At 43.6% G+C, this 22,908-nt stretch carries 16 protein-coding genes; 9 read left to right on the top strand and 7 right to left on the bottom strand.

The genetic code is table 11. From position 1 onward, the window contains the following. Positions 1 to 93: 93 nt before the first annotated feature. Positions 94 to 1,542: a S41 family peptidase gene (locus tag OZ660_RS15910; protein ID WP_274741592.1), complete on the top strand. Its 1,449-nt coding sequence runs from the start codon at positions 94 to 96 to the stop codon at positions 1,540 to 1,542. A 159-nt stretch (positions 1,543 to 1,701) separates the two neighbouring features. Continuing rightward, positions 1,702 to 3,405 (top strand): substrate-binding domain-containing protein, encoded by a 1,704-nt coding sequence (locus OZ660_RS15905; protein ID WP_274741591.1) that lies wholly within the window; start codon positions 1,702 to 1,704, stop codon positions 3,403 to 3,405. A 46-nt stretch (positions 3,406 to 3,451) separates the two neighbouring features. On the opposite strand, the gene OZ660_RS15900 is transcribed toward OZ660_RS15905, so the two are convergent. Then, positions 3,452 to 4,321 carry a LysR family transcriptional regulator gene (locus tag OZ660_RS15900; RefSeq protein ID WP_274741589.1) on the bottom strand — a complete coding sequence of 290 codons (870 nt, stop codon included), beginning with the start codon at positions 4,319 to 4,321 and terminating at the stop codon, positions 3,452 to 3,454. A gap of 172 nt (positions 4,322 to 4,493) precedes the next feature. Here OZ660_RS15900 and OZ660_RS15895 point away from each other — a divergent pair, with 172 nt between their 5' ends. Then, on the top strand, positions 4,494 to 5,177 hold the full coding sequence (locus tag OZ660_RS15895; RefSeq protein WP_274741588.1) for a hypothetical protein: 684 nt from the start codon (positions 4,494 to 4,496) through the stop codon (positions 5,175 to 5,177). 74 nt (positions 5,178 to 5,251) lie between these two features. Here OZ660_RS15895 and OZ660_RS15890 read toward each other — a convergent pair whose 3' ends face one another. Next, entirely contained in the window at positions 5,252 to 9,772 is a 4,521-nt protein-coding gene (locus OZ660_RS15890; RefSeq protein WP_274741586.1) for an EAL domain-containing protein, read from the bottom strand. Positions 9,773 to 10,254: 482 nt separating this feature from the next. After that, on the bottom strand, positions 10,255 to 10,449 hold the full coding sequence (locus OZ660_RS15885; RefSeq protein WP_202262426.1) for a hypothetical protein: 195 nt from the start codon (positions 10,447 to 10,449) through the stop codon (positions 10,255 to 10,257). A gap of 121 nt (positions 10,450 to 10,570) precedes the next feature. Between OZ660_RS15885 and OZ660_RS15880 the strand changes: the two genes are divergently transcribed. Next, a complete protein-coding gene (locus OZ660_RS15880) occupies positions 10,571 to 10,903 on the top strand; it encodes a DUF1904 family protein (protein WP_274741585.1) in 333 nt (110 codons plus the stop codon). 52 nt (positions 10,904 to 10,955) lie between these two features. Here OZ660_RS15880 and OZ660_RS15875 read toward each other — a convergent pair whose 3' ends face one another. From OZ660_RS15875 to OZ660_RS15865, 3 genes are all read right to left on the bottom strand, one after another. After that, on the bottom strand, positions 10,956 to 11,402 hold the full coding sequence (locus tag OZ660_RS15875) for a DUF2799 domain-containing protein (protein ID WP_202262424.1): 447 nt from the start codon (positions 11,400 to 11,402) through the stop codon (positions 10,956 to 10,958). A gap of 261 nt (positions 11,403 to 11,663) precedes the next feature. Then, the gene (locus tag OZ660_RS15870) at positions 11,664 to 14,744 is read right to left on the bottom strand and encodes a WD40/YVTN/BNR-like repeat-containing protein (RefSeq protein ID WP_274741584.1); all 3,081 of its coding nucleotides are present in this window, start codon (positions 14,742 to 14,744) and stop codon (positions 11,664 to 11,666) included. A gap of 25 nt (positions 14,745 to 14,769) precedes the next feature. Next, the gene (locus tag OZ660_RS15865; protein ID WP_274741583.1) at positions 14,770 to 15,528 is read right to left on the bottom strand and encodes an outer membrane lipoprotein-sorting protein; all 759 of its coding nucleotides are present in this window, start codon (positions 15,526 to 15,528) and stop codon (positions 14,770 to 14,772) included. Between the two features lie 453 nt (positions 15,529 to 15,981). Between OZ660_RS15865 and OZ660_RS15860 the strand changes: the two genes are divergently transcribed. After that, a complete protein-coding gene (locus tag OZ660_RS15860; RefSeq protein WP_274741582.1) occupies positions 15,982 to 18,087 on the top strand; it encodes an LruC domain-containing protein in 2,106 nt (701 codons plus the stop codon). A gap of 10 nt (positions 18,088 to 18,097) precedes the next feature. Continuing rightward, entirely contained in the window at positions 18,098 to 18,616 is a 519-nt protein-coding gene (locus OZ660_RS15855; RefSeq protein WP_274741581.1) for a hypothetical protein, read from the top strand. A 77-nt stretch (positions 18,617 to 18,693) separates the two neighbouring features. Here the strand turns inward: OZ660_RS15855 and OZ660_RS15850 are convergent, their stop codons facing one another. After that, positions 18,694 to 19,128 (bottom strand): DUF3010 family protein, encoded by a 435-nt coding sequence (locus OZ660_RS15850; RefSeq protein ID WP_202262419.1) that lies wholly within the window; start codon positions 19,126 to 19,128, stop codon positions 18,694 to 18,696. A 276-nt stretch (positions 19,129 to 19,404) separates the two neighbouring features. Between OZ660_RS15850 and OZ660_RS15845 the strand changes: the two genes are divergently transcribed. From OZ660_RS15845 to exaC, 3 genes are all read left to right on the top strand, one after another. Further along, complete coding sequence (locus tag OZ660_RS15845; RefSeq protein WP_274741580.1) at positions 19,405 to 20,553, top strand: sensor histidine kinase; 1,149 nt, start codon at positions 19,405 to 19,407, stop codon at positions 20,551 to 20,553. After that, a complete protein-coding gene (locus tag OZ660_RS15840; RefSeq protein ID WP_274741579.1) occupies positions 20,550 to 21,227 on the top strand; it encodes a response regulator transcription factor in 678 nt (225 codons plus the stop codon). Before OZ660_RS15845 ends, OZ660_RS15840 begins: the two co-directional genes overlap by 4 nt. 142 nt (positions 21,228 to 21,369) lie before the next feature. Then, complete coding sequence (gene exaC, locus OZ660_RS15835) at positions 21,370 to 22,887, top strand: acetaldehyde dehydrogenase ExaC (RefSeq protein ID WP_014950684.1); 1,518 nt, start codon at positions 21,370 to 21,372, stop codon at positions 22,885 to 22,887. Positions 22,888 to 22,908 lie beyond the last annotated feature (21 nt).

Genomic DNA, 22,908 nt, shown 5'->3' with positions numbered 1-22,908 from the left:
AAACTTTGTCAGGAAAATAGGAAGCTTTTGTCATGACTTGAAAGTGATAAGGTTTCAGTCTCACTGCGTGTTGACAACGTTATGAGTACGATTATGAATAAAAAATGTTTTTATCTCAAAGCCCTTTCTGTTTTTCCTTTAATAACCTTACTGTGTTGCGCCTTGGGTAATAAAAGCGCAGTGGCCTCGGAGGCGGTAACGCCCTCTACAAACGATAGCGCCAGTGAAACGCTGTTTAGCAACGAGATGATTCGGAGCGATTTTGATGTGCTGTATCAATCGCTGCTTGATACTCATTACAACCCCTACGCGTACGTTTCCAAAGACACGCTAGAAAGCCGCTATTCGTCGCTAAAAGCACAGATAGGGAATAAACCTTATTCTCCATTAGCGGCGACTAAATTATTTCAAACTCTGGTTTCTTCTCTTAATAATGGCCACACAGAAGTCGACTTTCCGGTTTCATCTTACCTTGCTTATGCAGAAGCTGGAGGGACGCTTTTTCCTTTGGACCTGGCTTTTGAAAATGGAAAGGCGCTGATAAGGGCCAACTATTCAGGCAATGTGAGTATTTCAAAAGGCTCGCAGCTTCTATCGATTAACAATGTAGAAATTAACGACATACTTAGCACTATATCGCCACTGATTTCGGCAGAAAGGGCGTACTTTAAATTGGCTAAGTTAGAAGTGTTATCGTTCCCACGTTATTACTGGTACGCGTTTGGTGAAAGTGATTCCTATAGCGTAAAAATATTAAATGAAGGCGTTGTAAGTACACACTCACTAAGTCCCGTTTCTGTGTTTGAAGGGTTTGAAGAGAAGAAAGATGAAGTGCTTAGAGCACAGCAATTACTTACTTTTTACGACAACGTCGCTTATTTAAACCCAGGACATTTTTCAGGCGACGAAAAGCAGTTTAAAGCGTTTATTGATGAGGCATTTTCAACGATTAACAAAAAGCGCAGTAAAGCGCTCATTATTGATTTGCGATACAACGGCGGTGGAAACGATTCATTCAGCGATCATATGGTGTCGTATATTGCTGATGCTCCCTTCAAATGGAATGCGACCTTCCAACTACGTACCAGCAAGCGCTTAAAAGAAGATACAAGGGAGCGTCGTGACCTTGATAACCCGTATTGGCAAGCAATACTAAAGCACAACGCTGGTGAGCGGTATAGCTACGAATTTGATGAATATCCACCCGTTGCCCAAAACAAGCGTTACAGTGGCGATGTTTATGTACTGGTGAATCGTCATTCCCATTCTCAGGCCAGTGTCACGGCAGCACAAATACAAGATTACGGGTGGGCAACACTAGTAGGGGAAGAAACCGGTGACTACCCAACGCTGTATGCCTCACAGTTTCAGTTCGCGCTACCTAATACTGGTATCACAGTAAAGATTGCCAAAGGCTACATAGTGCGTGTAAGCGGGAGCGAAGCAGAGCAGGGGGTACAGCCAGATATTGTTATACGCGACCATCTACTTGACGATGAAGACGAAATTCTTGACCACCTCTTGAATGAATTAAGCTACTGATTTTAGTGTTTAATGCTCTACATCTATAAACTGGAATAATTGAAACGAGCGTACTATTTTTACTTGAGTTTACTTAAACGGACGTGGGTAGTTATGCGAGTTACGCGCTCTTTTTTTCTTACTTTGGTGTTATTTGTAGGGTTTATACAGTGCCAGTGTTTGGCATTGGCAAGCGTCGAGAATAAAGCAAATTCAGTAACCTTGGTAACTGTAGAGCGTCCTCCATACACCAGCGACGAAAAGAACCGCCAAGGTTTCCTTACTGACATAGTCGAATCAGCCTTCAAAAAAGAGGGTTATCGGGTAAAGCGCCATACATTGCCATGGGCGCGCGCGAAGCTTCTGGTGATGTCCGGTGAGGCCGATGCGATTTACCCCGCAAGTTATGAAGATACTTTCGATATGAACGGCGAGCGGGTGTTGTTGTACAACACTTTGCCAATAGTGCTTGTAAAACATATTTTATCTGAAGATCGATGGAACGGTGATTTGTCCAGTCTAAAAGGTCGAAGTATAGCGTCACACCGGGGGATTCACTTTTCACAAGAATACAGCGTATTGAAAGACGTTGATAAAATCGATGTCGGTTCAACAGAGCAACTATTTAACTTGGTAAAACGAAAGCGTGTCGACTTTGCTATTACTGATGAACTGACAGCAAACTACATGCTTTCAAAGCCCGCTTACAGAGATTTAGTGGTGCTTTCTCCACCTTATATCGCATCGTCTGAGTTGTATTTAGGTATAAGTTCGCTAGATGAAAACGCTAACGATATGCAGGCTGCGTTTGAGCGTGGGTTAGCAAACATCAAAGCATCTGGAGAATATCAAGCTATATTGTCAGCGTATCGCATAGAAGAAAAAGTGAGGTTACTTAGCGATGAAACCAAACGGTTCACGCCCCTTGAGCCAAGTACCCTTAGAGATCTGAAAGGAAGTGGTTTATTACCAACACAAGAAAGAGCTAGCGTCAGCGAGATGCAAATAGCTGTTATTGGGTTTAACTGGGAAACGGATTCTTACCAGCAAACCTATAGAGATAAACTAGAAGCACTCGCTGCCCAAAAAGGCGTTAACCTATCAATCTATGATGCACAGGGGAGTATTGAGCAACAAATTGAGCTTGTGAGGCAAGCCGTGCAGTCAAAGCCTGATGTCATTGCATTGTGGCCTGTACATGGAGAAAAAATAGAGCCTGCACTTCAATTTGCTTATCAGCAAAATATTCCCGTGTTTTTAATCAATACTCCTGTTACGGAGTCGCTGTGGCAATATGTACGTGGCTATATTGGGCCAGATAATTATCAAGAAGGTGTTCTTGCCGCGAAGATGATGCACGAAGCGCTCGGGAACAAGGGGCGAGTGCTCGAAATTCAAGGCTTTCCTGGTTACAAAACGGCTGTGCTTCGCAGCCTTGGGTTTCACCAATATTTAAAGGATATGCGCCAGCAAAATAGTGAGTTTGATATAGAAGTCATTGATGTGGCAGCTGGGTACTGGTCTAGAGACAAAGCTTACCAAGCAATGCAACGTCTTTTAAGGCGACATGACAACTTTGATGGCCTCTATATTGCGGATGACAACATGGCAATAGGCGCAATAAGCGCTTTGAAAGAGGTTGAATGGAGCAAGGAATATAGCCCTAAAATAACATCGGCAACATTGTTTGGAGAAGGTTACGACGCGATAAAGAAAGGCGATATATGGGGGGCGGTATGGCAATCGCCCAAAGAAGAGGCGACGTTGACCATAGATACGCTGATTTTGTATCTGAGGGGCGAAGATGTCCCTCTACTTACTTTTTTACCAATCAAGCCTGTGACGCAAGACAACGTCGATGACATTCAGCGTCCAATGTTCTAAGGCATATTACGGGTTTGGTGTTCTCAAAGAGTGTTTAATTGCGACGTTATTGATGGCCCTCGATAAGCGGTTTCTTTTTTAGCAGCGCATCAATTAAGAACTGCATTAGCAACTTTACTTTTGGCTGATGATGAAGGTCAGGGTGCGTGAGCACCCAAATGTCGTATTTTAAAATGGGAGAACTGCCCTCAAGTCTCACCAAATCCGGATTAGTATCACCCATGAAGCACGCTGCGCGCCCCATGCCGACTCCCTGAACGATAGCGTGGTAGCGCGAAATAATATCGTCAAAAGCGATACCTATGGGGACATCGGGAAGAGGCGATTCGGCAAGCCACTCAGGCCAAACTTCGTTTTCAATAGGCGCTATCCATCGCCAGTCTTCATGCCCAACGTTACTGCAATAGTCTTTATGTGCATAAAAACACAAGCCGAGCTTGCACAATCTTCTACCAATAAGGTGATCAGGAAGTTTATACGCACCGCGTATTACAACATCAGCTTCGCCTTTATCGATGTCAGCGAAGGCAGTAGAGCTCTTAATACGCAAGTTAATATTAGGGTAAAGACGCGAAAATTCTCCTAGTTCTTTCACTAACAAAAACTGAGACATAGGTTCGCCTAATGAGAGTGTGATCGGACCTGAAAGCGCGTCGCTATTTGAACAAGCAAAGCGTTCAGATGCCATTATTACATCTTCTACTTTTTTGGCGGTCGCCACTAATTGCTCACCGAATGGCGTTGCTCGGTAGCCACCTGGGATCTTTTCAAATACATCTGCTTTGCGCTGTTTTTCAAGTATCGCGAGACGTCGAGCAACCGTAGTGTGAGTGGTGCCCAATGAAATTGCTGCGCCGCGCAATGTTCCTGTGCGGTGAAGCGCTAAGATAAGTGCATAATCATTCCAGTCATTCATGGAACGATAATGCACCATTTCGAATGAAAAACAAACCGTGTTAGCCAGTGTCTACGTTGGTAAAGTGGCCTAAAGCTAACAGAGAAAGTACGAGATAGAAATGAAGAGTGTAGATTTTTTTAGTGTAAGGTTTTGTATTATTTTGTTTTTTATTGTGTTTTGCGGCTTCATAATGCCCCGCGCAGCGGCGCAAGAAGAAAGTGGTGAATTGGTGGTGCATTTTTATCCGGGCGCTGTTATGCAACTTATTGCTCCGGTAACTGATCCTGCAAAACGCGCACTACGGGATAGTTATTTTAAGAAAAATGGCGATACTGCGCGCAGTTATGGCTACCAACAAGACGGTGTGCTGGTTGTTAAAGAAACCTTACTTGGCGATTTCAAACCCAATGTATTTGTCGTTAGTCATTGGTCTTCACTGAAAGCACAAAAAGCATTTCAGTCGCTTGCTCAATTCACTGATGTAAAATCGTTAAGACGCCAAGCATGGGAAGCGTTAAGACTTTACGATCATGAGTTAGACGCTCCGCTAACCTTAACGTTTAAAAAGAATAAAACCTATACATTGGCTTTTGCATGGACTAATCCTGAAAAGCCAAGTGAATACTTTGACTACATTAACAGCCTGCCGCCGCTTTTAGATAAAGTTGGGGGGCGCTTTTTATATAAAATAAATAATAGTGTGCTAAGTGCTCATGATTCCAATGCGTTAGCGCCTCAACAGATTACGTTGGTTGAGTGGGACACCTCAGATGGTGTCGAGAAATTGCAGGCGTTACCAGAGTTTGCCAGTCTTTCTGAACAGCTGCGAAATGGTACTGTGCGCTTTGAGTTGCATAAAGTGGCACTACGCTAAAGCGTGTAGACCTTTGCCGTACGTTTTTCAGCCTAAAGAGGTTCGCAAATTGAGGCTTAGCACATCTGAACAGGTTATTCAGATGTGCTAAGCACGTTATCATGCAAAAGCGTGAGCATGTCAGCTTCTGGTAGAGGCTTAGCGTATAAATAGCCTTGTAAATATTCACAACCGTACTGCTTAAAGAACGCTGCTTGCTCTTGGGTTTCAATTCCCTCCGCTACGCATTGAATATTTAAGCTGTCTGCCATTCTAAGTGTGGCAAGAATTATGGCCTCATTACCGCCGTTGAAGCCGATGTCTTGTACAAAACTTTTGTCTATTTTAAGAATATCAATCGGAAAGTCTTTCAAGTACTTTAGCGAGGAGTATCCTGTGCCAAAGTCATCTAAAGCAATGATAAAACCACATTCTTTCATTTTTGCCATTGCACGCATGGCGCTTTCGTAGTCTGACATGAGTGCGCTTTCTGTAATCTCAAATCTGATAGCACTGTTTGGGATGTCGTGGGCGGCAAGTAACACAACTATTTCATCAATCTTCGCGTACTTAGATATATGTGTTGCACTTAAGTTGATAGACAAATAGTAGCCACTTTTTCGCCACTCGGGGGAGGTAAGCGTAGGGATTGCTTGCTCGATGAGCGAAATCGTCATGTCTTCAACCAGTCCAATATCTTCTGCAACGGGAATGAAAACATCGGGTGGTGTCATGCCATTCTCAGTGGGCCAGCGCATCAACACTTCAAAGCCAGAAATGCGCCCCGTTTTGCAGTGCACGATAGGCTGGTAGTAGCCAATAAACTGTTTGTTGGCATGGGCTTGTTTTACGGCATTCTCTAGTCGCAGTTTGTTTTGCGCCCGTTCGTTCATGTATTCAGTAAAGTATTGGAAATTATTACTGCCCAGCTCTTTAGCGTGATACATGGCAATATCTGCGTTTTTCAGTAATTCTGCTGGTGTGCTGGCATCTTCAGGAAATACCGATATTCCCACGCTTGCTGAAACACTGACAACTTGGTTGGACAGCATCACGCTTTTTGATAGCTCTTTAATCATTTCATTGGCGATGTGACTGAGATCTTTTTCTTTAGAAACTTTCTCAATCATGACAACGAATTCATCACCGCCTAGTCGTGCGACGGTATCAGATTGACGCATTAAGTTTTCAAGCCTTTCACCGACGACGCGCAACAAGGTATCGCCCGCGTCGTGGCCTAAGCTATCGTTTACTTGCTTGAATCGATCTAAATCAATGAAGAATAGCCCTATGGAAGTTTTATCTCTGGTAGCCTGATCAAACGCGTGTTGAACACGGTCTAGCAGCAACGAGCGATTTGGTAGCCCTGTTAAACTATCGTAGTTGGCTAATTGTACCAAAGCCCCTTGTGCATCTTTTTGCTGAGTAATATCTGACAGAATGACTAGATAGCGGCTTATTTCGTTGTGGTCTTGCGCATTGGTAACGGCGGTTATGCCAATATTTACAACAAACTTATCGCCTTTTAAGCTTTGAATCTCAGTTTCGCCGCTCCAGTGTTCATTAGGCGCAAGTCTTCGCATATTGCGCAACGATTCAAACAATGCACTTTTTTGATCAGAAAAAATCTGACTAAGTTGAATGGCTATGTCTTTGTTAGGACAAAGGCAAAGTGCGTCCTTAAACGACTGATTTGCAACAATGGGTTTAAAAGCGCCATCAAAAATTACTACCCAATCTCGGGTGTGCTCGAATGCTTCGCCGTAGAGCTGTGCTTTAGTTTGCGTGTTAATTGACTCGGTTACGTTTGAATATGTGCCAGCCAGTTTTATGGTGTCACTGGCCTCTGCGCTATCTACAATGGCACCTACATCTCTATACCATTCATAATGCCCGTCTTTTGCTTGTAAACGGTATGTCAGGTCAAGGTTTTTTCGCTGGCCTTCAAGCACAAGTTGCCACTGTGATTTAAATGCTTTGAGGTCGTGTTCGTGAATTAATGCGCAATGTGAGTCGAAGTCAATTGAGCCATCTAAAGCGTCGTATCCAAGCTCTGTAGCAATGCGTTCTTGCGAAATGTTATTGGTGTCTTCACGCCACTGCCATACCTTTGTGTTACTGGCTGTAAGGGCCATGGACAGTCTATTTTTATTCTTAAGCACTGCAAGGTGGGCAGCTTTGAGCTTGTCGCTGTTTAGCTTTCTTCGCCAGAAAAATATCACCAAAAACAAGATGACTAGCAGGCTGTAAACAAGATAAGCAAAAGGAGAGGCAAAAGGGGGATAATGTACCTTAATACGCAAAGACGAAACTGGGCCTGTTGTGTTATTGGCAACATTAAACCGGCTTACTTCAAAGGTGTATTGGCCAGGTTCAAGTTGGGGAAACGTAACTTCTGTTGAATTAGTTGGGGGGTAGGTAACATCAACGCCTCCGAGTAAGGCATATTTATAATGACTTACATTGGTTTGGTCGTATTGCATGTCAGAGTAGTTTATCGTTAAACCAATATCATTGTGCTGCAGAATTACCATTTTACCGTTCTTGTTACCTGCACCTAATTCAAGTTGATTTGATATTAAGCTTACATCTGTGATCAGAACATTAGGCGTAATATCATTCTTTTGAACAAACTGATCGGGGTTGAAGAGGGTAAAACCTTTTTGAGAACCGAATACCAAATCACCATTGTTTAATGGCTTTTTCGCGCCCCATTTGAATTCGTTGTTGATAAGCCCTTCTTTGGTTGTGTATTGCTTAATAGCCAGCGTCTTAGGGTTAAATTGCAGTAATCCCTTGTGGCTACCCATCCATATATAGCCGTTATCGTCTTTCTCTAAACTAAACACGATATTGGTAGGCAGCAAATTTGAAGTATCGAAGAAGTGTTTTTGTTTGTACGTAGTCGCATCTAACCCGTAAAGTCCATGACCTGGGTAGCTAATCCACAGCGTATTATAGTCATCCAAAATAGCCTCAGTGGGCTGAATGACATATTCAGACTGAAAACTTCGCGCCTCGTGGATTTTTTCTAACTGGCTGGTAGCCACATGATAGCGCCATAGCCCACCCGTCATAGAAATAAGTACAGTATGCTCTTCGCCATCATAATCAGGAATGAAGGTGTAGAACTGGCTGGTATCTAAAGTGGCTGAAAGTACTTCGTCTTTTGTTAGTGTGTTTTTTGTTCCGTCAAGCAGATAGAACTGCTCTTCACCAGCCACGATATATTTGTTTTTCGACAGTCGAAGAATATCGTAGGCCATGTCTGAGCTTAACAGCGCATTGGCTTTTGCATCCATACTTAAAGGAATAACGCGCTTAGTCACGAGATCAAATTTGAGTATTGCCTCGTAGGTAACCAGCCACACCCAATTGTCTTCACCTTCACGAATAATAAAAATTGAGCCAAAAGACGCTACTGCTTTTTTATCCGGTGATACCAAAAAATGTTCAAAGTCGCCTGTTTCCAAGTTGTAGAGGTTTAACCCGTTGTTTGTCCCAACCCACAAATTAGTATCATTTTGAACATGGAAGTCATGAACCATGTTGTCACTAAGTTGGTTAGGAGACGATTTATCAGAAAATATGTTTTTAAAAAGGACTGAGCGAGGATTCCACAGCAACATACCAGATGTCTTCGTTGACAACCATAATTGACCGTTTGGCGTTTGAGCCATTTTGGTAAGGTTATCGTCAGTCATCAATAAATTGGAATTGGAAGGGCGAAACAGGTGCTGCAGCTGAAGTGTATTAAGGTCGATAATATATAAACCATCGTTGGTTGCCAGATAATACTGGCTATCTTTAATAGATAACATGCTCCAAATATTGAGTGAAGATAATGCTCTAACACTATTGGGCATGTTGTCTTGTCCTCGCGCAAAAGCGAGTAACTCAGCGAGATCAAATCGATATAACCCATCGACAGTGCCTAGCCAGAATTGATGCTTATCGTCGATTAGAATTAGCTTCGCGTTCATTTTGTCTTTGTTCGCGTCACTGTTTTTGACGTATTCAACCTTTTTGATAGTAAGGCTTGGGATGTGAAACGTGTAAAGACCTGTGGAAACCGCCACAAAAAGTACATCATCGTGCAACGTCAAATATCGAATAACTTCGTCATCTGAAATAGCGAGTTCGGGGGCCAGTAAATCGAATATGGTTTCCCATGTATTCGTGGTTAGGTTGTATTGAACTACAACGTGATCAAACGCAATAAATAGGGTGTTATCTGGCCCCTCAATATAATGCGACGCATATTGATACCACGACGGCTGACTTTGGTAGGTTATGGCAAGTAAACGCTCGCTTTTACCCGTAGCGCGACTAATTCGATAAACGCCACTACTGTATGTACTGACCCAAATATCGCCGTTCTTATCTTCAAATAGCGAATAGATACCGTCATCGGCAAACTCATTTTGTAAGCCAATATATTGCTTGTTGTGATGTCCGTCGTATCGGTTAAGGCCTGTCTCAGTCGCTACCCATAAAAAGCCATCACTATCGACCAACATGTCGTTGACAGAGTCCTGTGAAAGACCATTTTCGGTGGAGAGTTGTTTGAATCGAGGATTGGATATAATGGGCTCAGCGAAGGCGAACGAATGCACGCATACGCTTAATACGACTGTGAGTGCAAAGAACTTAACAAAGGTAAAAGTAGAAACTTTTTTGTCGCGCAATGACAGCATCAATTACATTCGCTTTCCGGTTGTTCCACAACGCCTATTCTCTATAAGTAGCAACATAACAGCGTCTTAATTTTGAAGCTAACTTAATGAGGGTAAACAATAACGTCTAGTCTTGTCATTAATTCTAGTTCAATTTATGAAAGTACTGGTAGTCACAAAAAGTATAAGTGTTCAGGCTACAACAAACGTCGTGTAGGTAACCATTTAATTCTAACCGCGATCTATTTTTAACAGTGTTGTGTTGTAGTTAATACTTGATCGCGAGCTTAAACTAATGAACCCGACAATTCACAACGCGTTGCTCAATTGCACTACAGAATAGTCGCTTTATTATCGGGCACAGGGGAAGGAATGTGCTGAGTATTGTATGGAGCTAGTAAGGGGCTTCGTCTAATTCACTATTAGTGGACAGCCGATGATGATGGCGCAATAGGTGGTTTATCGTATTTTGGGGTGTCTAAACCAACAGTGCCCGCTTCCTCGACCAATGCCGTCATGGCATCAATAATATCGAGAAAATGCGCTAGCTGTTTCGGTGATAGTTCGCTAGAAAGGTGTTCAATCTTAGTGATAAGTTGTTTTGTAGGTAAACGCATAGTGTCAAAATCTCGTTGTTTTACTGGTTTTGGCTCTTAATTAACCTTTACCTTTCAAGTTACTTGCCAATATTTAGTATCATTATTAAAAGAAACAAGAGAAGTTTACCAAGGAGCCAACGTGCCACACATTCGAGCTAGAGGAATTGACGTTAGCGCGCTTACGAGCGTTGCGGGTGATATTGTTGAGAGTATTGCTAAGGTGACTGATACGCCTGCCGATCATTTTACTGTCGAACACATACCCAGTGAGTTTATCGTGAAGGGTGGCGCGTCGCCTGCTTACCCTTTCATTGAAATACTGTGGTTTGATAGAGGGCAAGAGGTAAAAACCAGTGTGGCCATTATTGTTGATGACATTTTGCGGCCCATAGTGGGGATATACAAAGACATTACAGTGGTGTTTTCAGATTTGCGCGGGCAAGACTATTACGAAAATAAAACGCACTTTTAGGGCATAAAAAAACCGACACTATGTGTCGGTTTTTACCTAATTCTGTGATTGCTTATCGACCACTAGCGCTCTTTGCGCTGTGAATAGGTTGGCGAGAATGTTTGTAACCGTCGTGGTAAACAGCATGATTTACACTGTTGTGCTTTTGTAATCCTACTTCATAGCCTTGCATAAAGTCATCGGCCATCGCTGTTGGACATACATTCGGGTACGCTTTTTTAATTCTTCCCAGTGCATAGCCATTGTCATAGGTACAGAAGCTTTCGATGCCTGACATGTAGCCTTGCACAAACTCGGCTTCATCTTGCGCTGTTGCTGGCTTGTCGCACGATTGTACGATATTGTAAAACTGCGTTGCAGGCTCACCTTGGCTTGCTGCTTTATAGCCAACTTCCTGCCACGTAGAGTCTGTGGCGCAAGAAGCGTTGCCGGTGTGCTGACTTGCAAAACTAAAAGGCGCTAGAACTAGCAGGGAAACTACTGCGAAAAGCTTCTTCATAACATTCTTCCTTAAATCTCAGATGTACCTTACTTTCTCAGTACAATGTTGTTTATAAAATATACTTCTTCAACGAAAATATGGCAGTTCACAAAGCGTATGTCAAATTGGTTAAAGAACTAAATTGAGTAAGCTGATCATTTAGTGAATAGGTACTGCGAAATAACACTATTTCATGGATCTTCAATACGTTAAGAAAAAGCGCTGAGAGGGAAGTGCAGGCGAGCATCGATAACTCGCCTGCTTTGGGTGTGCTGAAATTTATTCGGCGACGAAATCGTCAAATGACTTTATTTCAACTTTGCTTTGCTTAGCTTCCAATAACGCGGTAAGCGCAGGTAGCTCTGACTTTTCCATTGCTTGATAAGTGTTTTTTGCTTTATCAAACATGTCTTCTAACAGCGCAAGGTTCTGCATTTCAGACTTAGATGGTGCTACAAAACTTTGCGTAATTTTGCTGTACAAGTCTGCGATTTTCTCGCGCAGCTGAGGTTCGGCTGCACCAACGTAGTTGTCACCCGTGGTGATAACTAGGGTCTCCTTCAGCGCCATAAGTTTATCGGTTATCGCAGTAACTTCGTCAGATTCGCTGCCTTGTGCTGCGTTTAGATACTGGTCAACTTGATAAACTAAGTATGCTAAGTCTTGTGTCATGTCATATAGCTTCATTGTGGTTTCTTGAAGCTTGCGACGCTCACGCTTAGACAGGGCTGAGTCAGGATCGTTTTTAAGCGTTAATGTGCTTTCAAAGGTTTCTTTGCCCTTGGTTAATACCACTTTATATTCACCTGCTGGTGCGGTAGGGGCCGCGAAACCGCCGCGAGCAAACGTCTTTCCGGTAGCAATTTTAGGGACAGGTAAATGGTAATCCCATGTGACCAAGTTAATACCCTTCTTCTTGCCCGCTGGTAACGCTTTTACTAGCTCACCCTCTTCGTTGAAGATCTCAATCTTCATTTTTCCAAAGATGTGCTTTTTCTTCATGTAGTAAGCAATTTTGGCTTCGTTATTTGGGTTGCGCCCTACAAACTGGGTTTCGCTGCCGAACCCTCCCGCCCCAAAGCTTTGCTCTTCATCTATAATGGTTGCAGATCCTTCATCGAAGAAATGTACTTTCTTCGCCAATACATCGTCGTTTAACTCACGAAGGGGCGATATGTCGTCAATAATAATAACGCCGCGTCCATGTGTACCCATTACGAGATCGTTGGTACGTTCTTGCAACGCTATATAGTGCACTGCTGTTGCAGGCATATTGTTAGTGAAACGTTCCCACGACTTTCCGCCATTGATTGTTACAAACAGACCAAACTCAGTGCCCAAAAACAGCAAATCTGGATTTACTGTGTCTTCTTGAATGTTTCTGGCGAAGCCTTCAATGGTGTCATCGTGAAGCGCCGTCCAGGTTTTACCAAAATCTTGCGTTTTATAAACGTAAGGTTTCATGTCACCTGATGTATGACCTTCAAAGGTCACATAAGCGGTTTTCTTGTCATGCACACCTGCTTCAATGTGTGACACCCATGTGTTCTTCGGTAAGTCGGGTACGTTGTCGATTAAGTTCGTCCACGACTTGCCACCATTTTTTGTAAGCTGAACATTACCATCGTCTGTACCTACCCAAATGATATCTTCATCAAAGCTCGACTCGGCAATGGTGAAAATAGTGGAGTGGTTTTCAGCACCAGAGTTATCCATCGACAGACCACCAGATTCCAGTTGCTTTTGCTTTTCGGGATCGTTAGTTGTCAAATCAGGTGAAATAATTTTCCACGTATCACCCATGTCGTCCGATACATGTAAGAACTGGCTGCCAATATAAATACGATCTGGCTCATTAGGGCTTAGTGTGATTGGTGCATTCCAGTTAAATCTAAACTTAGGTGTACCTTCAATAGGCAATGGCTGAATAGTCTTTATTTGTTTTAGCTGGGTGTTATAGCGCCAAACGTTTTCAGCACCTTGCATTTCAGAATAGATTACGGGTTTGGTTTCGTGTTTTAACACGCGGAAGCCGTCACCAAAGCCAACACTGTTCCAATCGCTTGCGCGTACACCACCAGGGGCGGCAGAAGGGCCATACCAACTGCCGTTATCTTGTAAACCACCGTACACATTATATGGCTGTGCGTTGTCTACACTGATGTGATAGAACTGAGATACAGGAATGTTCTCAACAATTTCCATCGTGGTGCCGCCGTCCCACGTACGGTAAATACCGCCGTCAGTGGCGACAAACATTTGATCAGAATCGTTAGGGTCAAACCAAATATCGTGAATATCTGAGTGCATAGTACCCATATTTCTAAAGGTATTGCCGCCATCTCTTGAGATTGAACCAAATAGGCCACCTTTCACAAGGATATCTGGGTTTTTCGGGTCAACCGTAATGCGCGAGAAGTAGAAAGGTCTTACTACTAGCCCAAAATCGCTATTAAGATGCTGCCATGTTGCTCCGGCATCATTTGAACCGTATAAACCTTTTTCCTCGTCTTTCTCTGTTTCAAGCACTGCGTACATTCTGTTCGGATCAGAAGGTGCAACGGCTACGGCAATTCGACCAAGCTTTCCTTCAGGGAAGCCTTGGTGAATTTTGTTCCACGTTTTACCGCCATCACTTGATTTATACAGTGCACTATTAGTACCGCCAGAGTTAAATGACCAACCGGTACGTCTAAATTCCCACATTGAAGCGTAGAGAACGTTTGGATTTTGAGGGTCCATGATAAGGTCAGCACAGCCTGTCGTTTCGTCTACGTAAAGCTGCTGTTCCCACGTCTTGCCGCCGTCTGTTGATTTGTAAACGCCGCGCTGTGTGCTGTCACCCCATAAACCACCCAACACACCAACGTAAATTTCGTTGCTGTTTTGCGGGTTTACGATAACGCTACTAATTCGTTCAGAGCCTTCAAAACCCATGAGCTCCCAGTTCTTACCGCCGTCACTAGTGCGAAACAAGCCGTCACCAATCGATACACTGTTACGCGTCCAGATCTCACCTGTACCAACCCATACGGTATTGTCAGGGTCGCTCGGGTCTACCTCAATAGCACCGATAGACTGAGGGAATTCTTCGAAGATAGGCTGGAAAGTTGCGCCACCATTCTCAGTTTTCCACACACCACCGCCTGCCGCGCCAGCGTAAAGCACTCGGCTATTCGTAGGGTGACCTTCAATGTCGCCAAATCTACCACTCATTAGCGCGGGGCCAATGTGACGTGCTTGTAAGTCGCCAAAAATTGGGCTGCCTTTTGCCTTGTCAACAGCAAGTGCGGGTGCACTTGCTGCTGTAGTCATTGCAATAGCAACTGCCAACGCCCAGCGTTTTGGGAGTTGATTCATGGGTTTATCTCCTTATAAAACCAATTTATTGTGCAGCTGGAAATGCGAACACACTGTCATCAACAGTTGGGTTTAATTCAATCTCATTAATTACAAGTGGCGATGTAGCAGCAGGCTGTCCTTTGATGCCTTGTGTCATAGCAAACGGAAAATAAATACCGTCAACTTCTTGATAGTCACTCATTTTTATTTGTTGAACCTGGCCTTTCATTGGACCGCTGTGAATATCGCTTTCCATCATCACTAAGACCATGCTTTCTGCATCGAAGTAATAATATTCAACAGAAGGGATTTCTTCGCCTTCAACGGTAATAGGCTCTTTAACTAGCTTCACCTTATAGGTGTCTTCGCCGTCAACACTTTCAGTGCCCATTAGTTCTGCTTGATAGCCTTTTTCAGCGTAATCCATTAACGAATCAGGGAAGTCGTTCATATTTAACTTCATGTTTTCGGTTTCTTCGGTTTGCGCTTTTTCTGCTTTCATGGTCATGAAGTTAGTGCTCCACAGCGTTTCACCATCAAATACGCCTTGCATGATTTCTTGACCCTGCACAGTCGCTTTGGTGTATTGCTTGCCCGAAGACTGTTGGACAATTTCCAATGGAAACTTCATCGGTCCTTGCGATACTTCGGCAACAATCTTGATACCTTTCATTGCTTTAAGTGCATCTTCCCCACCAATATTTTCATGGTATGTAGTGATAATTTCATCTGCATCGGTAGCGTGTGCCAATGAACTAAAACCAATTAAAAGCGCAGGCATGAGGATTTTTGCTAGTTTCATATCTATTTCCTTGTTTGTTTAAAACTTAAATTTACTTAGCTTACTGAATGAGTTGTCTGTTAGCGTTAGTCGTTAAACGCTTAAAAATATTACAGGCAAACTGAATAAAAACGGTTGTCTGATAACCCAGTATATTGAACACGGGTATGGTTACACTATCACTAAAGGTAAAAAAAATGTGACATTTTGTTTCCTCGTGTATGGGTTGCTTAAAAAGTGCTGAATTATGGTGTTGAATTGATTTTCTTATTGCGAATCTCTTTGATTTTGCAATTCGCAAATTGAAAAAATAAGGTGTTTTTTGCCCAATAAAGTTAACGCAATAATCTGAACTAATTTTTCGTATGGTATTGTTTTAAATGACTAAACTACTATAGTTGGTTAGTTTTTTCTTATCGCTGGCATGCAACTTGTAATCACAGTCATTACTATCCTTTGATTGTGAGAAGCTCAATGAAAAGACAATGCAAGCCAGCAGTTGCAATATTAGTGGCATTATCGTCATGTCATGTAGCAGCAGACGCTTTTGACACCTGTCCATCACAAGCCTTTTTAATGCAAGACACTACCGCACAGTTGTATGGGGTAAATCTTGTTACAGGAAACGTTGATTTACTTTCAAGTAATCTTGGCACGAACAACCGGATTAATGGTTTTGGGTTCAGTAACCACGACAGATATCTTTATGGCTGGGGTTATCAAAACAACACTATCGTACGAATTGGTAACGACTACCAAATTGAGCCGTTAACAGTAACCAACAAGCCCGGAGCGAACTTTTTTGTTGGTGATGTGGCGCTCACAGAAAATGCCTACTATCTGTATAAGAAAGGCAGTCAATATGGCTTGTATCGAGTCTCTTTAGATGAAGATGATGTCGATTATTTAGACATGCAGCGCGTAATCGATGGTGCTTCGCTTTCAATGTTAATTTACGATTTAGCGTTTCATCCCACCGACGGTTTTGCCTATGCCGTAGACAAATATGGTGACTTATATCGTATAGACGTTAGCACGGGTAGTAAGTCGAAAGTAAGCAACGTGGGGCAACGAGGAACCTTCGGCGCGGCGTATTTTGACGTAAACGGCACCTTTTACATTAGTCGAAACTCAGATGGAAATATTTTCCGTATCGATGTTGACGGGAATAATCCCAAAGCGGAGCTTTTCGCCTATGGCCCAAGTTCTGGCAATAATGATGGTGCGCGCTGCGCGATGGCACCCATCACCGATGAATCTGTGCCTGCGACTACTGATTTTGGCGATGCGCCAGACTCGTATTTAACTTCGCTTGCCAGTAACGGCGCAAGACACGGCGTGGTTGAAGGTATTCATTTGGGTAATGCTATAGATACTGAATATGATGCGCATGTTTCGCCGTTCACAGATGAGCAGACCAATGGCGATGAAGACGGGGTTAACTTTATTACCGCGTTTGAAGCTGGTCTAGAAAGCTTTATGCAAGTAACAGTCGAAGGTGACGGCTTCTTAAGTATGTGGGTCGACTGGGATCAGGATGGCAAGTTCGACGCGAGCGAGCAATTAATTGCTGATAAAAGCTTAACTTCAGGCACGCACTTCCTCTTCGAAGATACCCCATTAGAAGTCACCTCAGGTGTAACTTGGGCCCGTGTGCGCTATACAACCACGGCTGGGGTTGGACCAAGCGGAGGTGTAACTGATGGTGAGGTGGAAGATTATCAAGTAGCGGTTGTTAACTCAGGCAACAGTTTAGTGAACAATACGCCCTACTTCTTGGCCTTTGAAGACAACTGGCCTGAAACCGGTGATTATGATTTTAACGATGTTGTAATTCGTCTTAACTCGTCAATGATTGTCTCGCAACAAAACCACGTTAAAAAACTGAGCCTCACCGGTGAATTAACCGCTATGGGCGCGTCGTACAACAATGGGTTTGCTATTCAGCTTGAAGGTATCACTAATGAGGACATCGATACGGATACTATTCGTTTTTACATTAATGGCACCGAAGTGGCGACACCTTTATTAGAGAATGGTACCGAGTACGCGGTATTAAAAATTAGCGACGATTTATGGGAGCACGTGACAGCCGGCGGTTGTTGGTTCTATAAAACCGAAGAGGGATGTACGTCACAATATGAATTTAAGTTTGCAATTTCGCTTCAGTTCAATCGTGATGTTAGTGTGAGTAACTTCCCTCAGGCTCCTTATAAACCCTTCATTTTCGCCACAGAGGGGACCGAACATGGAGATACCTTTGCAACTAACCCAGGGCGCGGTTTAGAAATTCATCTTAAAAACAAAACACCTACAGCGTTAGCAAACACAAGTTACTTTGGTTTAGCTGAAGATGCCACAGATTTGGGAGCTGGGGCCACCTATCAAACAGAAAATGGATTACCTTGGGCTATAGCCATTAATGCAAGCACGAACAGTGACTGGCTTCATCCTCAAGAATATGTGGATATTTTAAGAGCTTACCCTCAATTTGCAGACTTTGTAAGCTCTAATGGCCAAGACAAAAAGTCATGGTTTATGAGCGAAAACGCTGACTTATCAAAAGTTTATTCTTACTAAGGGGCTGACAATGAAACATCTTTTACTTATTCCAGCAATTGCAGTGTTAGTCGCTTGTGGCGGCGGTGGTAGCGGTAGCGATACGTCAGTTTCAAGTTCTAGTGGTAATGGGCAGTCTGCGCCTCCTGCGAGCACACCGCCTCCGGCAAGTACTCCGCCGCCCACTACTACGCCTGAACCGGTGGAAGAGCCAGAAGAAACAGGCGATATTATTAGTGATGAAAAATTCGACTTTATAGGCAAAAACAACCTAACTTTGTCACTGGATAATAATGCTGATGCATCGAGAGTTTACTTGAATGTTTGCAACAACTTTTCAACGGTGAATGGGGTAGTGAAAGTTGACTACACTACCTGTCAGTTGCGCACAACATTGCCTGCTGGCGCGGCTGAATATCAACTCACGATTGGTGGTGATGTTGAACGGCTAGTGGCTCAAGTGTGGGTTGTAGAAGCTGGCGCTGTTCCAAAGAACTATTACTGGTCGGCTGCTAATGACGGTGCTGATTGGTCAATTGAAGTTAACTAACTACGCTAACCCAATGCATCTGCGAATATTCAGCAGGTGCATTGGACCTCACTATTGTCTACTTATCTGACCCAGCCTTAAGCCTCGTGCTCATTTTTCATTAGCCATGCATAAGCAGTTGTAAACGCGGGCTCTTGAAATTGTTTTAAACCTGTTTCAGAGAACGGCACTGCCAAAGGATTTTTGCGTAACGATTCTTTTATGTCAGTTGGGCTGAATACAATCACGTCTAAATCGTCGATAAGCTCAATGGCTGCTTCAAGCTTAAAACCAATGGCGCTGCCTGCAAACTTGCCTTTGCTCTGGCGCTGACGAATGATAACTGCATCCACTTTATAATCAGCCGCTAATTTGGCAAACGTGCTCTGAAAGTTCTTTAAACCCTTAGCGCTAGTGTCTGCAAGTGTTAAGCGGCGAGAGCGACAATCTGGAATATGAAATACACCGTCAACTAACGACAATAGACATAAGGTAGCGTCGTTACTTTTTAAATCTACACCTAAAACTTTCATTCTATTTCCTTCAATAATTTGCGCGCGATTATACCGTTTTGAAGCTGTTAAATGGAGTTTAATTCATCCTACCTTGGTAGGATGAATTCACCTCTAATGCAGGATGTGCTTTTTAACACAGCCTGTATAGCATAACCCTGTAATAAAAGGCTTACAGGGGCGATTATGTCGGGTTTTAAAAAAATATCTACAGCTATAGTAGCCGTTTTTATCGGCTGCTTTTGGGCCTTTACCTGTTTGGTCTATTTCCACATACAAAATAATATAGAGGAGGAGATGACTGGCGCACTTAATCAAGTGAGAGAAATGGTCAGCCTCAATATCCCTGTTGCTGATATCGAAGCGATTGTTGAGCCAAGCCCACACTTATCTGCTCACTATTTCACGGGCCGTCTTCAGGAAGACTACGCTTCAGCGAATTTTCAATCCGAAGGAACTGCACTGACGCCGGTTATTATCCCTATTCAGGAAAACCAGTATCTTATAGTGACGCCTTTCAAAGCTACAGAACTTACCCAAAATCTCACTTTTTTTGCATTAGTGGCGGGATTGTTTTTCGCAACATTCGTTTTGCTGTTGTTTACGTTAAAAGTGACGGTTAAACAGAGGTTAGTGCCGCTAAATCAACTTGCCGAAGGGTTATCTAAGCTGCGAGAAGGCAAGGGAACACAGCCCCTGCCACATTCAGATATTACCGAAATGAATAGGGTGTTGGACCAATTTAAGCACCTGCAAAATGCGCTTAAATCAAAAGAGAAGCAGCTCATCAAAATAGATAAGCAATTAGCTATTCTTCAAGAGCAAGAACGAAATTATCTTGCCAGAGAGCTTCACGATAACGTGGGACAGTTACTGACAACGATAAAAGCCCACGCCTATATATTGGTTAACGCAAAAGAGCGCTCGGTTGTTGAATTTTCTGCGCAAAAAGTTCAGGTAATGTCACATCAAATAAGTGATGCAATTAGAAAGCTGACAGCTCACCTTCACCCTCTGATACTAGACAAAGTACCTTTGCAATCGTCGCTTGAGAGACTGGTGTACGAGCAAGAACTGGCCCAGCCTGATACGCAATGGGACGTGTCAATTAACCTAAAGCGCTATCAAGAAGATAACGAGCGGGATATTCACCTTTATCGGTTTGCACAAGAAGCTATTAACAATGTGATTAAGCATGCGAAAGCCACCAAAGTTAGCATTCAAATTTATGGCGATATTCACCGGGTCTCTGTGATGGTCAAAGACAACGGTAGGGGGCTGGGAAATCACATCGTGGAAAACATTGGCATGTCATCAATGCGCAGCCGAGCGCGTTGTATAGGTGCTAATTGTAGTGTGACGTCACCCGATGATGGCGGCGTTGCTGTATCGCTGTCGCTTACCCTTAAAAAAATGCCTCCTCTTATGGGCGCTAATGTCGCATGAATATTCTTATCGTCGACGACCACGCTGTGGTGCGTGAGGGTTACAAAGCATTGCTCAATGCTATGATGCCCAACTGCCGTATTTTTGATGCTGAAAATGGTGCGCAAACCCATCGTTTATTAGCCAGTAGTAACATTGAAATCTTAATCCTCGACATAAACCTTTCAAATGAGAGTGGTCTTGTTTTAGCCAAGATTTTTTTAAAGCGACATCCAGATTTAAAAATTATCTTTTTTAGTATGTTCGAAGACAGCGTCATATTGCACCGCGCTATGCAAACCGGTGCTATGGGTTACATCAGTAAAAGCAGTTCACCTGAAATTCTTATCTCGGCTATTAAGGTTGTCGCTAAGGGACAGAAGTATATTGAGCGTGGTCTGGCGGTAAACTTAGCCAATCAACTTCTCGATACCAATGTGGACATTGCTGCCAAATTAACAAAACGTGAGTTCGAAATATTTATTGCTATAGCAATGAATAAATCCCGCTTCGATATTGCTGACGAGTTGGGCCTATCGGCTAAAACCATCTCTAACGCACTTACCGTCATTAAGCGAAAGCTTGACGCGGTGCCCTCCCAGTTTTCTGCCATTGCGACTAAACACGGTTACATCGGTGATGCAGAACTTTCAGCGTCTCAATCGGTGTCTTTTGTCGAGAAGAGTGAGAAGTAGCCATAGGTTTCCCCTCCTAAAGTAGGAGTCAAATCGGTCTATCGCATCATGGTAGGTACAACGTAAAAGTACCATTATCAAACTACACAACAAACCAAGTTAGTGCGCGTGGTACGCGCAAAGTTATCAAAAGGTACTTCTTATGATTTATGCAAAGCCAGGTAGTGAGGGTTCGGTCGTAAGCTTCAAAGAAAGCTACGGTAATTTTATCAATGGCGAATGGGTAGCACCGGTTAAAGGTGAGTACTTCACCGCAACATCTCCAGTAGACGGCAGCGACATCGCACAAATCCCACGCTCAACATCTGAAGACATTGAACTTGCGTTAGATGCAGCTCACGCTGCGAAAAAGGGCTGGGCAGATACGTCAGTAGCTGAGCGTTCTAACATTCTTCTGAAAATAGCCGACCGCATTGAAGAAAACCTAGAGCTACTTGCCGTTGCGGAAACATGGGATAACGGTAAAGCCGTTCGCGAAACGCTTAATGCAGACATCCCGCTGTGCGCAGACCACTTCCGTTATTACGCAGGCTGTATTCGAAGCCAAGAAGGCACCATCGGTGAAATTGATAAAAACACGGTGGCGTATCACTTCCACGAACCTTATGGTGTAGTTGGGCAAATTATCCCGTGGAACTTCCCGCTACTTATGGCTGCATGGAAACTTGCGCCAGCACTTGTTACCGGTAACGTAGTGGTGCTGAAGCCAGCAGAACAAACGCCAGTATCTATCTTATTGTTCGCCGAACTAATCCAAGACCTACTACCACCGGGTGTACTAAACATCGTTAACGGGTTCGGGGCAGAAGCCGGACAGGCTCTTGCAACAAGCACAAGAATCGCAAAAATTGCGTTTACTGGCTCTACACCTGTTGGCGGACATATCCTTCGCTGTGCTGCTGAAAATCTTATTCCATCTACCGTTGAGCTTGGCGGCAAGTCGCCAAACTTATTCTTCCCAGACATCATGAATCACGAGCCTGAATTTATTGATAAGTGTGCGGAAGGTTTAGTGCTTGGATACTTCAACCAAGGTGAAGTATGTACGTGTCCTTCTCGAGCGATTATTCACGAAGACATCTATGATGCATTCATGGAAAAAGTGTTGGAAAAAATTCAGAAGATCAAACGTGGCAACCCACTAGACACAGACACCATGGTAGGTGCACAGGCATCTAACGAGCAGTTCGAAAAGATCCTTAAATACATCGATATCGGTAAGTCAGAAGGGGCTCAGGTTGTCACTGGTGGTGAGAAAGAGCAGCTACCAGGCTTTGATGGAGGCTACTACATTCAGCCGACTATCTTGAAGGGTGAAAACCACATGCGTGTGTTCCAGGAAGAGATTTTTGGTCCGGTAATCGCTGTTCAAACCTTCAAAACCGAAGAAGAGGCGATTGAGATTGCCAATAATACAAGCTTCGGACTTGGCGCTGGTGTATGGAGTCGCGATGCGAATGTAGCATTCCGCGTAGGTCGAGCGATTGAAGCAGGTCGCGTATGGACGAACTGTTATCACTTGTATCCAGCTCACGCTGCGTTTGGCGGCTACAAGAAATCGGGCATTGGCCGCGAAACCCACAAGATGATGCTAGATCACTACCAGCAGACAAAAAATCTATTGGTAAGCTACGACATCAACCCACTTGGTTTCTTCTAAGTAAACCTGAGGGCGGCGCCT

The organism is Alteromonas sp. 009811495 (assembly GCF_028865455.1).
Lineage (GTDB): Bacteria > Pseudomonadota > Gammaproteobacteria > Enterobacterales > Alteromonadaceae > Alteromonas.
Note: the sequence above shows the minus strand (reverse complement) of the source record. Positions and strands in the feature narration are given on the sequence as shown.

What these genes read in the sequence shown, in the direction of transcription:
- OZ660_RS15870 (WP_274741584.1), bottom strand. Translation starts at nt 14,744, where the DNA reads ATGAATCAACTCCCAAAACGCTGGGCGTTGGCAGTTGCTATTGCAATG.
- exaC (WP_014950684.1), top strand. Translation starts at nt 21,370, where the DNA reads ATGATTTATGCAAAGCCAGGTAGTGAGGGTTCGGTCGTAAGCTTCAAA.
- OZ660_RS15875 (WP_202262424.1), bottom strand. Translation starts at nt 11,402, where the DNA reads ATGAAGAAGCTTTTCGCAGTAGTTTCCCTGCTAGTTCTAGCGCCTTTT.
- OZ660_RS15855 (WP_274741581.1), top strand. Translation starts at nt 18,098, where the DNA reads ATGAAACATCTTTTACTTATTCCAGCAATTGCAGTGTTAGTCGCTTGT.
- OZ660_RS15845 (WP_274741580.1), top strand. Translation starts at nt 19,405, where the DNA reads ATGACTGGCGCACTTAATCAAGTGAGAGAAATGGTCAGCCTCAATATC.
- OZ660_RS15850 (WP_202262419.1), bottom strand. Translation starts at nt 19,128, where the DNA reads ATGAAAGTTTTAGGTGTAGATTTAAAAAGTAACGACGCTACCTTATGT.
- OZ660_RS15860 (WP_274741582.1), top strand. Translation starts at nt 15,982, where the DNA reads ATGAAAAGACAATGCAAGCCAGCAGTTGCAATATTAGTGGCATTATCG.
- OZ660_RS15840 (WP_274741579.1), top strand. Translation starts at nt 20,550, where the DNA reads ATGAATATTCTTATCGTCGACGACCACGCTGTGGTGCGTGAGGGTTAC.
- OZ660_RS15885 (WP_202262426.1), bottom strand. Translation starts at nt 10,449, where the DNA reads ATGCGTTTACCTACAAAACAACTTATCACTAAGATTGAACACCTTTCT.
- OZ660_RS15900 (WP_274741589.1), bottom strand. Translation starts at nt 4,321, where the DNA reads ATGAATGACTGGAATGATTATGCACTTATCTTAGCGCTTCACCGCACA.
- OZ660_RS15910 (WP_274741592.1), top strand. Translation starts at nt 94, where the DNA reads ATGAATAAAAAATGTTTTTATCTCAAAGCCCTTTCTGTTTTTCCTTTA.
- OZ660_RS15895 (WP_274741588.1), top strand. Translation starts at nt 4,494, where the DNA reads ATGCCCCGCGCAGCGGCGCAAGAAGAAAGTGGTGAATTGGTGGTGCAT.
- OZ660_RS15865 (WP_274741583.1), bottom strand. Translation starts at nt 15,528, where the DNA reads ATGAAACTAGCAAAAATCCTCATGCCTGCGCTTTTAATTGGTTTTAGT.